The following is a 12,642-nucleotide window of genomic DNA, read 5'->3' on the forward strand; positions in this document are numbered from 1 at the left end:
CCGTCGGCATCCTGCATGCTGTAGTTGAGCGTGAAGTCCTTGCTGAACCCGCTCCCCAGCGCCTGCGTCGCCGCTCGGCTGTTGTCGAGCGCATAGCTCCAGCTGCCATCGCTGTTCTGCGTCAGCGTGCCATAGCTGTTCAGTTCCGCCACCGCTGCCGCGTCCGCCCCCCAGGCGACAAAGCTGCTGGGCGTATCGGCACCCGCCACATCATTGGTCAGCACATTGCCCGACAGGCTGCCCGCCACATCCTCGGTCAGCGTGCCACCCACGTCATCCACCGCCTGCGGCGCGTCGTCGAGGAACTGGAGATTCTGTCCGATATTGAGGGCGGCCGACTGTTGCTGGCCACTGCTATTGGTAATGGTTGCCGTCAACGTTATCAGGTCCGCGGCTAAGAGGGTCACCGAGTCATTGGGATTGCTGGTATCCGAATGAACCACCGCCCGGCTCTGATCCAGGGTGACATTCCCGGCGCTGTCCACGCTGAGGGTAAAGACCAACAGGTTCGAACCGGCCGTGCGCCCTTCGACGACTGCACCATTTTGAACGAGGTTCACTGCCTCGCCCGTGATGGTGTCCACCAGACCCGACGCGCCGGCGGTCGCCGTAAGCGAATAGGTGACCGTCCCCGCGCCTGACGTCGTGAAGGCACCGCCAAAGCCTTGGGTCGAACCGACGCCTAGCGCGCTGTCATCCACTGTCAGTGGACCACCGTTCCCGATCACGCTGATCGTAAACTGGTCGTCTTCGTCGGGCGCAATCGGCAGGATTTCTCGCTCTTCCGGCTGGGTAAATTGCAGCTCGGTGGGTGGAAGAAGGTCGCCCAAGCCGAACGGGTCGCCAATGGCACCATCGTCGGCCAGGAAGTTGCCCCCAGAGCTGCGCGGGGGACCGGCGGCTGGCTGAGGCTCTTCGCCGATCAGCAGCGCGGCAAGGTTTACCGATGGAATTTCGACATCCCCGACGACAAGGCGCGGCACGGCGACGGCCCCCTCCAGGATAACCAACTGGGTTCCATCGGGCAGCGACACGACAAGATTGCGACCGGAAACCGCGATCTGGTTGATATCTGTTCCGGCGGGAAGGACCACGACACCATTCGCGTCGGGCGTGACGGTATGCATAGTGCCAGGCTGGTGCGGCGCACCCCTCACCCGCGCAGCCATCGCGGCAAGTTCGGGGTCCGGCGCCTGCTGGCGATCAGCGGCCGCATCAATATTCCAGTCCCGATCGAAATCCATTGTTCCATCCCAACCTGTCACCAAGGGACGACCTGGAAGAAGAGCGCACGGGAGCACCTTCCGAGCCTAGATGCGCTCGAAAGCATCAACCTGTTCAACAGCTGGCATAGCGGATCAGCTATTGCCCCTTGCCTGCGCCTTCCGCCGACGGAACCTGAATCAGGTTTCGACCGCCCCGGATTAAGCCATAATTTATTTTTTACCTGACCCTATGGCTGATATTATTCTTTGACCGGAGTTAGTCACGAGAATTTCAATATTATTAACCATTTTCAACGAACAAAGGCCAAAAAGTAACTTATAGGATATTACATAGGATATAGGACTATAGTTGCATCTATATCTTATACTCTATGCCCGCCCTTGATTATGGTTAACAAAATTCCGCGCCTCCTTCCGCGACTCGGAAGGGTTGAAGAGCCGTTACGGCGGTAGCGGCGCTCGAAGTCCGACGGTCGATCGACAAAAAAAACGGGCGACCGGTCCCAAGACCGATCGCCCGCCCCATGATGCGACCCATAGGCTTCCACGGAGCTGTTTCCGTTCTCTCCATCGCGCCGACCACATGGGTTAGCGCTAACCTATGGGAAAATGGCACCCCCTCCGCTGAGGTTCATGAATAGCGATCACCAAACCGTTGGCAATTAACCCCAAGGTTTATACCTTTTGGTAGTAACGCCCAATCGCGATTAGCGCTCGGGCATATCCGCCGGTTGCTCCGCTACGGCAGCGGCAGGCTTTTCCGTCGGCAAGGACGCCAGGATAGCTTCCATGCGCATGCTCCGCTCGCTACGGCCCCCTGTAGTGCGGCGAAAGGTCGCCAACGCATATTCCACCAGGGGTCGGGCGGCATCAAACCGTTTTCGCGCAAGGTAGAAATCCACCAGATTTTCAAGCGCCATCTGGCAACTCGGATCATCTTCGCCGCGCGTGCGCGTATAGCTGTCGAAAACGCGCCTCAACAGCTGCTCCGATTCTTGAAAACGGCCAATCGCTTCCAGTTGCAGCGCCAGGTCATTTGCCGAAATCAGCGCACGGGGATCATCCGGTCCGAACAGCTCTTCGGACAGCGCCAACGCCTTGCGCGCAGGGTCTACGCCGTCCGCCACTCGCCCTGAAGCATAAGCCGCCTGCGCCGTGGCCACCAATGCACGCCATTCCTTCTCACGCGCTTCCGTCACGTCCGGGATGTAGGGCGCCTGCGCCCGTGCGGAGATTACCCAGCCTGACAGCAGAGCGATGCTCAGACAAAGGCAGGCCCTGATAGGATGAATGGACAAGAGCAGTTCTTCCCCAGCATTATGGTTCCAGCATCATGCACCGGATCAGGTTACCAAAATGCAACGGATACTGACGTGCGACACTTCGCCTCAGCCAGCTAGTGCCTCGACCAGGGCCTTGACCTTCTTTTGCCGCCATTGGGGCAACGGGGCGATCAGCCAATAGGCCAGCGGGGATGGCTGCGGATCTCCGACAGCTTTCACGCGCCCGGCATCGATGTCCGCCTGCGCGAGGAGCACAGGCACCGTGGCATGGCCAAAACCATTGGCGGCGGCGTCGATCGCCAGCCCGGCATCGGCAAGACGGATCATCGCAGGCTCCGCGCTGTTGGGGCAGCCGGGCCATTCTATACGATGCCTGGAGCCGCCTTCAGGGCGGTCCACGGTCACGAATGCCGCTTCGCCCAGCCTTACGCCCTCATGCTCGCCTGGCCCTTCCGCCAAACGTAGCGCCAGGTCGAGATTGGCTTCGGTGAAATCCAGGCTGTCGTCGGCGGAGACCAGCGAAAATCTGATGTCGGGCTGACTGGCGGCATAGGCGGCGAGACGCGGCTGGAGCCATCGGGCGGTAAGGTCGCGCGGTGCGGCGATGGTGAGCGAGGAACTGGACTGCCCCGCCTGCATCGCACGAACCGCTTCCTCAAATTGCAGAAATCCCGCGCGCAGCGCCGCCAGCCCCCCTTCGGTCTCCGGCGTCAGTTCCAGCCCCTTGGGCGTCCGACGGAACAGCACAACGCCGAGCAAATCTTCCAGAGCACGAATTTGCTGCCCGACGGCGGCGGGCGTCACCGCCAATTCATCGGCGGCGCGGGTGAAAGACAGGTGGCGGGCGGCTGCATCCAGAACGCGCAGCCCGTTAAGTGGCAAATGGGTGCGCTTCATTCGGCCACCGCCGGTGCTATCAGCGCGAAATGCGGGATCGCGATGTCGAACGTTTCCCCGCTGGCGCCGATCATATGATAATGGCCGCGCATGGAGCCTGTGGGCGTGTTGAGCGGGCAGCCCGACACATAATCATAGCTTTTCCCCGGCTGCACCACCGGCTGTTCGCCCACGACGCCGTCACCATCGACGCGATGCTGCGTGCCGCGTCCGTCAGTGATGATCCAGTGGCGCGTCAGCAACTGGATCGGCTGATCCCCGTCATTTTCGATGCGGATATGATAGGCCCAAAACCACCGGCCGCGATCCGGCTCGGATTGTTCAGGCAGGAAAGTCACCGCCACATGCACGTTGATGGCACGGGTCGTGGCATGAAAGGGGAAAAGCGCGTTCACGATCAAAGGAATGCGCCTTTCATCCCTCGTCCGTCAACGCCCTATCGCCTTAAGGGCGCGATCCAGATCATCAATCACATCGTCGGGATCTTCCAGCCCGACATTCAGGCGCAGCATATCCTCGGTGATGCCGACTTCCAGCCGCGCCGCTTCCGCCATGCCGAAATGGGTGGTCGATGCAGGATGGGTCATCAGCGACCGGGAATCCCCGATATTATTGCTGATGTCGACCAGTTCGAGGCCGTTGAGCAGGCCATGCGCTTCCTTGCGCCCGCCACCGACGTAAAGCGAAAAGATTGGCCCGGCCATGTCCATCTGCTTCATCGCAAGCGCGTGCTGCGGATGACTTTCCAGCCCCGGATACAGCACCTTGGCTACCCGGCCTTCCAGAAACTTTGCCACCTTGATCGCATTTTCACTCTGGCGTCGGATGCGCAGGTCCAGTGTCTCCAGGCCTTTCAGCACCACCCAGGCATTGAACGCGCTCAGCGTCGGTCCGGTGTTGCGGTGGAACGGCAGCAGCGTGTTGATGATGAAATCTTCCGTGCCGCAAATGGCGCCCGCCAGCACGCGGCCCTGTCCGTCCATCATCTTGGTCGCGCTATAGGCGACGACGTCGGCGCCGAAATCCATCGGCCGCTGGAGCGCGGGCGTGGCGAAGGCATTGTCGACCACACTGACAATGCCATGCTTCTTTGCGATGCCGCATACCGCTTCCAGATCCACCACGTCCATCGTCGGATTGGCGGGCGTTTCGAAGAAGAAGACCTTGGTGTTGGGTCTGATCGCCGCTTCCCACGCCGCATTGTCGGTCGCATCGACGGTGGTCGCCTCGATCCCGAACTTGGGCAGCAGCGTATCGGTCAGCCAGCGACAGGACCCAAACAGCGCCTTGCCAGCCACGACATGATCACCCGCCGACAGCTGGCACAGCAGCGCCGCCGTCATCGCCGCCATGCCCGTTGCGGTCGCGCGGCACGCCTCTGCGCCTTCCAGCAGGGCGATGCGCTTTTCCAGCATCTCGACCGTGGGGTTTTGAAGGCGGCTATAGGTCATGCCCTGCTGCTCACCGGCGAAGCGCATCGCAGCATCTTCCGCACGGTCGTAGCTATAGCCACTCGTCAGGAACAGCGCCTCGGACGTTTCACCCCATTCACTACGCGCGCTGCCACCACGCACTGCCAGGGTCGCAGGACGCCAATTCTTGGTGATTTCCGGGTCCTGCCCGCTCTTGCGCTTCATGTCATCAAATCCTCAAGCCAATGCGGCCAGAACCGCGTCGCCCATTTCGACCGTGGTCATCGTTCCGTCCAGATCGGGACTGCGCGCACCATTGGCAAGCGCCTTGGCCACCGCTGCTTCTATGCGGTCGGCCTGTTCCGGCAGGTTCAACGAATAACGCAGCATCATGGCCACCGACAGGATCGTTGCCAGCGGATTGGCCTTGCCCTGACCCGCAATGTCTGGCGCGGAACCGTGGATCGGTTCGTAAAGCCCCTGATTGCTGTCGTTGAGCGTCGCCGACGCCAGCATGCCGATCGACCCGACGCACATGCTCGCCTGATCCGACAGGATGTCGCCGAACATATTGCCGGTGACGATCACGTCGAACTGGCCGGGATCGCGCACCAACTGCATCGCGGCGTTATCGACATACATGTGGCTCAACGCGACGTCGGGATATTCCGCCGAAACCTCGATCATCACGTCACGCCACAGCTGGCTGGTTTCCAGCACATTGGCCTTGTCCACCGAACACAGCTTGCCCCGCCGTGCACGCGCGGCCTGGAAGCCCTGATGCGCGATCTTGCGCACCTGTTCCTCATTATAGGACATGATGTCATAGCCTTCGCGCAGGCCGTCGGCTGTCTTGCGCATCCCCTTTTCGCCGAAATAGACGTCGCCATTGGTCTCCCGCACGATCAGCAGGTCGATGGCGCTCGCCACTTCCTTCTTCAGTGCAGAGGCGTCGGCCAGTTCGGGAAAGACCTTTGCCGGGCGCAGGTTGGAAAACAGGCCCATCGCCTTGCGCAGGCCCAGAATGGCCTGCTCAGGCCGCAAATGCCGTTCCAGCGAGTCGCACTCAGGGTCGCCCACTGCGCCGAACAATATGGCGTCGGCGCGTCTGGCCAGTTCCAGCGTTTCAGGTGGCAGCGGGTGGCCGACTGCCTTGTAGGCCGCGCCGCCGACCAGGCCTTCCTCATAGGTCACACCGTCAATACCCAGCGCGTCCAGCACGCGCTTCGCCTGCGCGATGATTTCCGGTCCGATACCGTCTCCGGGAAAAAGGGCGATCAACATGTCCAACCTCATCCAAAATCACATCGTCCGCGCGGTGGCGGACAGTCGGCCCGCCATTGCAAGATGCGGCCGCCGCGCGCAAGGCGTGATTTGGCGCGACCTTATCCCACGGCCCGCCCCAGCCTTTCCACCAATCGTTCGCGCGCGGCCAGCACGTCGGCGCGCCGATCCGTTAATATCGACCGTTCAAGGAAGAAGCCGGTCAGACGCAAGCCATCCAGGATCGCCCCCCAATCACCAGCCCCCCCTTCCAGCAAAAAAGCGGGCAACGGCAGCAATCGGCTTTCATACCCTATCGCCCCCGCCCGGCTGACAGCGGCGGCACTACGCGGGCTGACAAAGGCCAGATCATCGCTGCCGCCCGTCGCCGCGCATCGGCCAAGGTCAAGCCCAAACCCCAACTCTGCCAGCAACAGCAGTTCGTAACGCACCAGCGCCGCTGCCCAGCCCCGTGCGGCAGGCGCAGCCTCCACTGCGCCCAGCACACCGTCGAGGGCCTGATAGAGCGCCGGGCAAGGCGTGCCTTCGGACAAAGCCGCCGCGGTCAGCGCGCAGGCCCAATCGATCGCTGCGGCGGGCAGGGGTTCCGACAGCAATGGCGCGCGGCTATGCTCCAGTTCAACGCCAAGCCCCGCCAGCTGATCTTCGGTCCGTGCCCGGAACTCGGCCTTCACGCCGTTGCCTGGCAACAACACCGGGCGCATCGCCCGCGACCGCCCGCCCCGTACATAGCCGGCCTGTAGCCCGTGCTCCGGCGTCAACAGCTTGGCGATCGCCCCATGTTCGCCATGGTGCCGCACGGCGCAAACCAGGGCGGATGTAATCAGCGTCGGCATGCGCCCTCCTTACATCCGCCACCGCCGCAACGCCATCTGCCTCACCGCCCTGCCCTTCATTCGGATATCAGTTGATTTCGGCTTCTGCGCATGGTCAAGTCATGCAGGGGTTGTCGGGGGACATATCACCATGTTGAATATGCCACGGGCGACATCCATCGCTATGGATCGCCTCGTGCTTTGGTTGGGTCGTTCACCGACGCTGGGTTTTGCCATATCCCGCGTTGCTTTTGCATTTGCCGCGACCTGGCAGATCGAAGCCATGTTCAGCGGCGAGCCGGATTTCGCGCGTACAACCCTGGGTCTGCAGACCGGCGTCTGGCTATGGACGCTGGCCAGCATCGCCCAGCATCTGGCCAGCCCGCCGCTGGGACTGTTGCTGCGGCCCATATCCCTGTTCGTCGACCTCATCGTGTTTCTTACCGCCATCGTCCTGTGCCCGCCGCTTCAGATTGCGGCACTGGCCTGCCTGTTCTTCGTCGCGTGGTCCGCATCCGACCGCTTCGGGCGTGGCTCCATCATCGTGTTGGCGCTCTGTCTGATGCTGACTTTCCTGGCGCGAAGCCATTACGAAGCCTGGGCCTCGACACGTTCAGTGGCGGCGGTCGACCGGGCAATCGACGGCATCACCGTCCTGATCGGCTGCACGATTGCCGCTGCGATGCTCAGCATGTCGATCCTTGAAAAGCGCCTGATCAGTTGGTCGGAACGGTTGCAAGGCGTGGGAGTGTCCCTGCAGAAGTCGCTCGCGGCCTTCGTCGTCGAACAGGTGTTCAACCTGATGGCCGCTCGCTACTGCGCTTTCGTCTGGCAGATGGCTGACCATGGAACCGCCCATTGCGAAGTCATTGATGCGGAAGGGCCGCGCACCCTCTCGCTGCCCGATAAACAGGTCGATAGCCTGCTGGGCATCGCACCGCGCGACGCGCCCTTTCTGTACGCCAGCCAGTCCAGGCGCGTACTCCTGCGCAATCGCCTGGGGATTTTCCGCAGCGACAATGCACCGGACATGACGGAGGCGGTGCTGGATGTTTTTGGGCCGGGCCAGGGGACCAGCTTTCACATCCAGTCAGGCGAACTGCGCGGCCGCATCTTCATCGGGGCGCGGCACGGCTGGTCCCCGGCCGCCCTGTTGCGATCCTTGCGTATCCAAGAGGGTTTGGAGCTGTTCCTCGAACGCCATTTCTTCTTCCTTGCATGGCGCGACCGCACCTTTGCCGAAGCGCGGCTGGCGCTTAGCCACGACCTGCACGACAGCGTGCTGCAGACGCTTGCCGCCCTGCGCGTACGGCTGGTCACCACCATCCGCGGCCTTTCCGCCGTGGACGCGCCGGACCAGCTGGCAGAGCTTCGCGCGATGGAGGAACTTGTCACCGCCGAACAGGCGCACCTGCGCCGCTTGTTGGCATCCAATGCAGCCGCCAGTGGCGGCAAGGTCGATCTTGGCGAACAGGTGGAACGATGCTGCCGTTTCATAGCCTTGCAATGGGGCGTTGAATGTCGGCTCAACCCCGGCGACCGCGCGATCACCGTATCACCCGAAACGGCGACCGAGGTCGAATTCCTGATCCGCGAAGCAACGGCCAACGCCGTCAAACACGCCGCCGCCCGCCATATCGTCATTTCGCTAGCGCAGGCGGACGAAGAGATACTGATCGCGCTCAAGGACAATCCCGGCGATCTTTCCCGGTCGCGCGAAAGCTATACCGGTGATTTCGAATTGCAGTCCCAATCGATCATGAAGCGACTGACGAAGATAGGCGGGACTGCCTATTTTCATAATTTAAGCATCAATTCATTAATTTCGATCAGATTACCCTCATCTTTACCAAGGTTCTCAGCATGATGGCCCAGATTGCAATAGTCGACGATCATCCGATCTTCCTCGATGGTATGGCGCAGTTTTTAAGCTCACATGGCCATGACGTCATCTTCTGCGCCCGGTCGGTTGAAGAGGCCGTCAGCCAGATACAGACCCGGCAACCCGACCTCCTGATCCTGGACGTCAGCATGAAGGATGGCGGCGGCCTTGCGGTGCTTTCGGCCATACGCGGCAGCGGCAGCGCGGTCCCGGTGATTTTCATGACGGTCCATATCCGCCCCGAACAGACGCTCGAAGCGATCAAGCTGGGGATTGACGGCGTGGTGCTGAAGGACAGCGACCCCAACGACCTTCTGGATTGCATCGATCAGGTGTTGAAGGGCAACAAGAGCATCGCTCCCTTCGTGATGGAGCAGGCATTGGTGCACAGCATCTCCACGCCAGCCAATGACGTGAATGTCCTGGCGGCGCTGACGGATCGGGAGCTGGAAATTTCCGGTCTGATCCGCGCCGGCCTTCGCAACCGGGAAATCGCGGCTCGCTGCGGCCTCACCGAAGGAACAGTGAAGGTCCACCTGCACAGCATCTTCCAAAAGCTCGGGATCAAATCACGATCCGAACTGATCATCATCATGCTGTCGGTCGACAACGAAATGCCAGCGGTCGGCCGGATTTAAAGGAAAGCGAAGGGCCAGCCGTCGCAAGCGCCTTGCCTTGCCGCTTTAACGAAGCGGCTTTACGAACGCTGGCATATGGGCAACCCCACTGGGGTTCGGCCCGACCATATAGAGCGCCATCATAGTGCCCAGTGCGATGGCTACGCCATAGGGAATGGGACCCTTCGCAGCAAAGATCGCCAGTGAGGAATTGTCGCGCGTCGCCCGCGGCACCATCCGGCGCACGGCGATGATGACAAGCGCCAGGACACCCCCGCCCATCGTCACATAGACAAACCAGGGCAACGCTGCATTCCAGTCGAACCACAAGGCACAAGCCGCCAGCAGCTTGACATCGCCTCCCCCCATCCACTGCATCGCGAACAGACCGGCGCCGAGCGCGAAAACGGCAAGGAACAGGGTGACATTCTGCCAGACATCATTATCCCAGCCCACCACCGCGACCCAAGGCACGAACAGACCCAAAACAGCGATCGGGATGATGTTGGAAATTCTGAGCCGCGCCATGTCCTCGATCGCGGCGGCGGCGAGCAACAGGGTCAGGGCCAATAGTATCAGATCATTGATCATGGCTTTTCTGGTCCGATCGTTGCGAGTGCGGCGGCGGCTTCAGGCATGAACTGTTCGGATTGCGTCATCGCCTGACTTAGATAGGCGCGCGCCTTTGTCGCATTTCCGATGCGAAGGGCGACCTGCCCCGCGTTGGTAAGCCGCTTTGCCCAGCTGTCCGCGTCATCGGCGGGTCGGCGACTTATGCCCTGCCCGGCTATGACATAGGCGGCATCTGCATTGGCGATGATCCTTGCATCATCCGGCGCAATCTTTCGCGCATTGTCGAATATGGCCATCGCCTGATCCGCCTTGCCTTGCGCAATCAGCGACATGCCGTAATTGTTGAGGACTTGCGCAGGCCTGTCCGTCAGCTGGAACGCCCGTTCATAGGCGGCGGCGCTCAACGACCAGGATTGCGCCTCGTCGTAGGCCACGGCAAGCGCGCTCCACGCCCGCCAGCGCCCGGGACAGCTATCCACTGCGCGGCTGAGCGGGGTCAACGACTGCCCCGGCCGCCCCATACGCAATCTGGCGATACCCAGCCCCTCGTCCACCCGACAATCATCCGATCCCGCATTGCTGATCGCGGCGAAGCGTGTTTCCGCCTCCTGCGCATCTCCCTTGGCCAGCGCCAGCCGCGCCGTGGCGATCTCGACCGGGCGCTCTCCTGGCTCCGATGTGCTGCGCCATTGGGCCAGCATGGTTTCGGCCTGCAATATTCGGTTACCGTCGATCGCATCGTCGATCATCCGCGCATAGTCGACCGGGGGTGCCGGATTGGCCAGCGCCGCCGCCGCCGCCAGCAGCAGGGCAAAGCTCATCCCAAGCTCCTGCCCCATTTCCACAGCTGCTGGAACAGTTTGTCGCCTCCGCCACCCGTGCCAGCGAGGCTGGGACATTTGCCGGATGTTTCTTCCCGATCCCCGACGATCTGGGCCTTGCCGCCTTCGGACACACAATCTGGCCGCACATCCCGGTCCCCAGCGGCAGAAACGATCGGCGCTGTAAGCTGGCGCGTCAGCGCCACGGTAGCTGCCCCTTTGTCTGCATCGGTCACCGTGACGATAGTCGTGCTCAGACGCGGAATCATTGTCCCTGGAAACGCTCCCGCGCCCGATGTCCGCAGCCGCACCTGCCCCATCGAAACACGTTCCAGCCCGGCGCTTGCAAGCCGCTCAGGAACGGCGTTCGGAACGCCAGAACGTCCTGCGGCCAGTTGCGCCAGCGTCGGTCGGGCGCGCGCCGCCAGAATCGTCTCCCCATCGCCATTCAACTGAGCCATCAGCGCATCGGCTTCGCCTCGCCGTCCTTCAGCCCTCAAACTGCGCGCGAAATTACGATGGATACGCTCGTCCCCCGGCGCGCGCGCCAGTGCCAGTTCGAAAAACTCCCTCGCCAGGTCATGCCGCCCCATCGCCGCATAGCTGATAGCGACCCCATTCAACGCGTGCGCATTGGCAGGGTCCTTGCGCATCCCCCTTCTATAGGCATCCAGCGCCAGGGCATGTTCGCCCCGCGAAAACAGAATGTCGCCGCGCACCAGAGCGTCCTGCGCCGCCATGGCCGCGTCATTGTTAATGGGTTGGATGGCCACCTTCTTTGCAGCGGGGCCACAAGCAGCGGTCGCGATGACCAGCGCGATTAGCATTGCCTTCCTGTTCATGCCCCCGTCCCCCTTCTATCTCGTCATGACCGGCAGGATATCGCGCACCACGCGCACCACAGCCGGCAGCATCAGCACGCCGATCATCACTGGCAGCATGCACGCGACCAGCGGCACCGACAGCAGCACCGGCAATCGATGCGCCTTTTCCTCGGCCCGCATCCGCCGTTTTTCCCGCATTTCCGCTGCATAGATCCGCAACGTCTGCCCCACGCTGGAACCCAGCTGATCGGATTGGATCAGCAATGTGGCAAAGGACCGGATTTCATCGACATCCACGTCATCCGCCATACGGCGCAGCGCGTCTCCACGGCTTCGGCCTGCGCGCAGTTCCAGCACAACCTTGCCCAGCGTTGCCGAAACCAGTGGATGTGAAATGGCAAGCTCCCGGCCTACCCGGTCCATCGCGGCTTCCAGACCCAATCCAGCCTCGACGCACACCAGCATCAGGTCCAGCGCATCGGGAAATCCGTGGACGATCGCCTCCTGCCGCCTGGCTGCCTTGGCCGAAATGAAGAGGTTCGGCAGATACAGCCCCAGGACGGCGGCGATGGAGGCCATGAAATAGAGCTTCAATGCGCTAGGCGGCTCGGCTTTGCTCAAAGAGAGCATCAGCAGCATCGCAGGCAACGCCAATGTCAGCACCAGGCGAATGAAGGTAAAAACCTTGGGGGCTTCGGGCGATGGATAACCGGCTGCGATCAGGCGGCGGCGCAGGCTGTCATTCTTGGTATCGGCCAACGAGATGCCCAGCTTTTCGATCCGGTCGACCAGCTTTTTCCATTCGCCTGCATTGCGTTCGTTCCGCAGGCTCTGGCCGCTGCCTTCAACGGCTGATGACGCTTCACCGACAATATCCAGTCGGCTGCGCACCCTGGCGTTGCGGGTCACCATTTCCGACACGCCATAGACGATGGCGACAATCCCGACGAACAGCAGGACCAGCAACACCGGTCGAAGCTGCGATATAAGGCCTAGGTCCAGCATCAG

The 12,642-nt window shown here is 61.8% G+C and carries 13 protein-coding genes; 2 read left to right on the forward strand and 11 right to left on the reverse strand.

Translation table 11 applies throughout. The annotated features are described in order from the left end of the window. The 7 genes from ACI3KQ_RS09855 to recO all read right to left on the reverse strand — a co-directional run. Window positions 1-1,244 (reverse strand): DUF5801 repeats-in-toxin domain-containing protein (locus ACI3KQ_RS09855; protein ID WP_404957134.1); only part of this gene is annotated, 1,244 nt, incomplete at its 3' end. Window positions 1,245-1,933: 689 nt separating this feature from the next. Continuing rightward, complete coding sequence (locus tag ACI3KQ_RS09860; protein ID WP_404957136.1) at window positions 1,934-2,524, reverse strand: tetratricopeptide repeat protein; 591 nt, start codon at window positions 2,522-2,524, stop codon at window positions 1,934-1,936. Between the two features lie 90 nt (window positions 2,525-2,614). Beyond that, entirely contained in the window at window positions 2,615-3,406 is a 792-nt protein-coding gene (locus ACI3KQ_RS09865) for a LysR family transcriptional regulator (protein ID WP_404957138.1), read from the reverse strand. Continuing rightward, a complete protein-coding gene (gene apaG, locus ACI3KQ_RS09870; protein WP_404957140.1) occupies window positions 3,403-3,801 on the reverse strand; it encodes a Co2+/Mg2+ efflux protein ApaG in 399 nt (132 codons plus the stop codon). The genes ACI3KQ_RS09865 and apaG overlap by 4 nt, the downstream gene beginning before the upstream one ends. A 33-nt stretch (window positions 3,802-3,834) precedes the next feature. Beyond that, window positions 3,835-5,043, reverse strand: coding sequence for a trans-sulfuration enzyme family protein (locus tag ACI3KQ_RS09875; RefSeq protein WP_404957142.1), 1,209 nt, complete (start codon window positions 5,041-5,043; stop codon window positions 3,835-3,837). A 12-nt stretch (window positions 5,044-5,055) separates the two neighbouring features. Next, window positions 5,056-6,102, reverse strand: coding sequence for a 3-isopropylmalate dehydrogenase (gene leuB / locus ACI3KQ_RS09880; protein ID WP_404957144.1), 1,047 nt, complete (start codon window positions 6,100-6,102; stop codon window positions 5,056-5,058). Window positions 6,103-6,203: 101 nt separating this feature from the next. Beyond that, window positions 6,204-6,938, reverse strand: a complete 735-nt coding sequence (recO, locus tag ACI3KQ_RS09885) for a DNA repair protein RecO (RefSeq protein ID WP_404957145.1) — start codon at window positions 6,936-6,938, stop codon at window positions 6,204-6,206. Window positions 6,939-7,113: 175 nt separating this feature from the next. On the opposite strand from recO, the gene ACI3KQ_RS09890 reads away from it, so the two are divergent. Continuing rightward, complete coding sequence (locus ACI3KQ_RS09890; protein ID WP_404957147.1) at window positions 7,114-8,784, forward strand: sensor histidine kinase; 1,671 nt, start codon at window positions 7,114-7,116, stop codon at window positions 8,782-8,784. Then, the gene (locus ACI3KQ_RS09895; RefSeq protein ID WP_404957149.1) at window positions 8,781-9,437 is read left to right on the forward strand and encodes a response regulator; all 657 of its coding nucleotides are present in this window, start codon (window positions 8,781-8,783) and stop codon (window positions 9,435-9,437) included. The genes ACI3KQ_RS09890 and ACI3KQ_RS09895 overlap by 4 nt, the downstream gene beginning before the upstream one ends. Before the next feature lie 45 nt (window positions 9,438-9,482). Here the strand turns inward: ACI3KQ_RS09895 and ACI3KQ_RS09900 are convergent, their stop codons facing one another. Genes ACI3KQ_RS09900 through ACI3KQ_RS09915 form a run of 4 tightly spaced genes read right to left on the reverse strand, consistent with a single transcriptional unit; the run spans window position 9,483 to window position 12,639 of the window. Beyond that, the gene (locus ACI3KQ_RS09900; protein ID WP_404957150.1) at window positions 9,483-10,007 is read right to left on the reverse strand and encodes a prepilin peptidase; all 525 of its coding nucleotides are present in this window, start codon (window positions 10,005-10,007) and stop codon (window positions 9,483-9,485) included. Further along, window positions 10,004-10,810 (reverse strand): tetratricopeptide repeat protein, encoded by an 807-nt coding sequence (locus ACI3KQ_RS09905; protein WP_404957152.1) that lies wholly within the window; start codon window positions 10,808-10,810, stop codon window positions 10,004-10,006. The genes ACI3KQ_RS09900 and ACI3KQ_RS09905 overlap by 4 nt, the downstream gene beginning before the upstream one ends. Further along, a complete protein-coding gene (locus ACI3KQ_RS09910) occupies window positions 10,807-11,652 on the reverse strand; it encodes a tetratricopeptide repeat protein (protein WP_404957154.1) in 846 nt (281 codons plus the stop codon). Before ACI3KQ_RS09910 ends, ACI3KQ_RS09905 begins: the two co-directional genes overlap by 4 nt. A 15-nt stretch (window positions 11,653-11,667) precedes the next feature. Beyond that, the gene (locus ACI3KQ_RS09915) at window positions 11,668-12,639 is read right to left on the reverse strand and encodes a type II secretion system F family protein (protein ID WP_404957156.1); all 972 of its coding nucleotides are present in this window, start codon (window positions 12,637-12,639) and stop codon (window positions 11,668-11,670) included. Window positions 12,640-12,642: the final 3 nt, after the last annotated feature.

This window comes from Sphingobium sp. ZW T5_29, from assembly GCF_044987515.1.
GTDB lineage: Bacteria > Pseudomonadota > Alphaproteobacteria > Sphingomonadales > Sphingomonadaceae > Sphingobium.

Coding starts and splice junctions, on each gene's coding strand:
- ACI3KQ_RS09900 (WP_404957150.1), bottom strand. CDS start 10,007: ATGATCAATGATCTGATACTATTGGCCCTGACCCTGTTGCTCGCCGCC.
- recO (WP_404957145.1), bottom strand. CDS start 6,938: ATGCCGACGCTGATTACATCCGCCCTGGTTTGCGCCGTGCGGCACCAT.
- ACI3KQ_RS09905 (WP_404957152.1), bottom strand. CDS start 10,810: ATGAGCTTTGCCCTGCTGCTGGCGGCGGCGGCGGCGCTGGCCAATCCG.
- ACI3KQ_RS09915 (WP_404957156.1), bottom strand. CDS start 12,639: ATGCTGGACCTAGGCCTTATATCGCAGCTTCGACCGGTGTTGCTGGTC.
- ACI3KQ_RS09865 (WP_404957138.1), bottom strand. CDS start 3,406: ATGAAGCGCACCCATTTGCCACTTAACGGGCTGCGCGTTCTGGATGCA.
- ACI3KQ_RS09895 (WP_404957149.1), top strand. CDS start 8,781: ATGATGGCCCAGATTGCAATAGTCGACGATCATCCGATCTTCCTCGAT.
- ACI3KQ_RS09875 (WP_404957142.1), bottom strand. CDS start 5,043: ATGAAGCGCAAGAGCGGGCAGGACCCGGAAATCACCAAGAATTGGCGT.
- ACI3KQ_RS09910 (WP_404957154.1), bottom strand. CDS start 11,652: ATGAACAGGAAGGCAATGCTAATCGCGCTGGTCATCGCGACCGCTGCT.
- leuB (WP_404957144.1), bottom strand. CDS start 6,102: ATGTTGATCGCCCTTTTTCCCGGAGACGGTATCGGACCGGAAATCATC.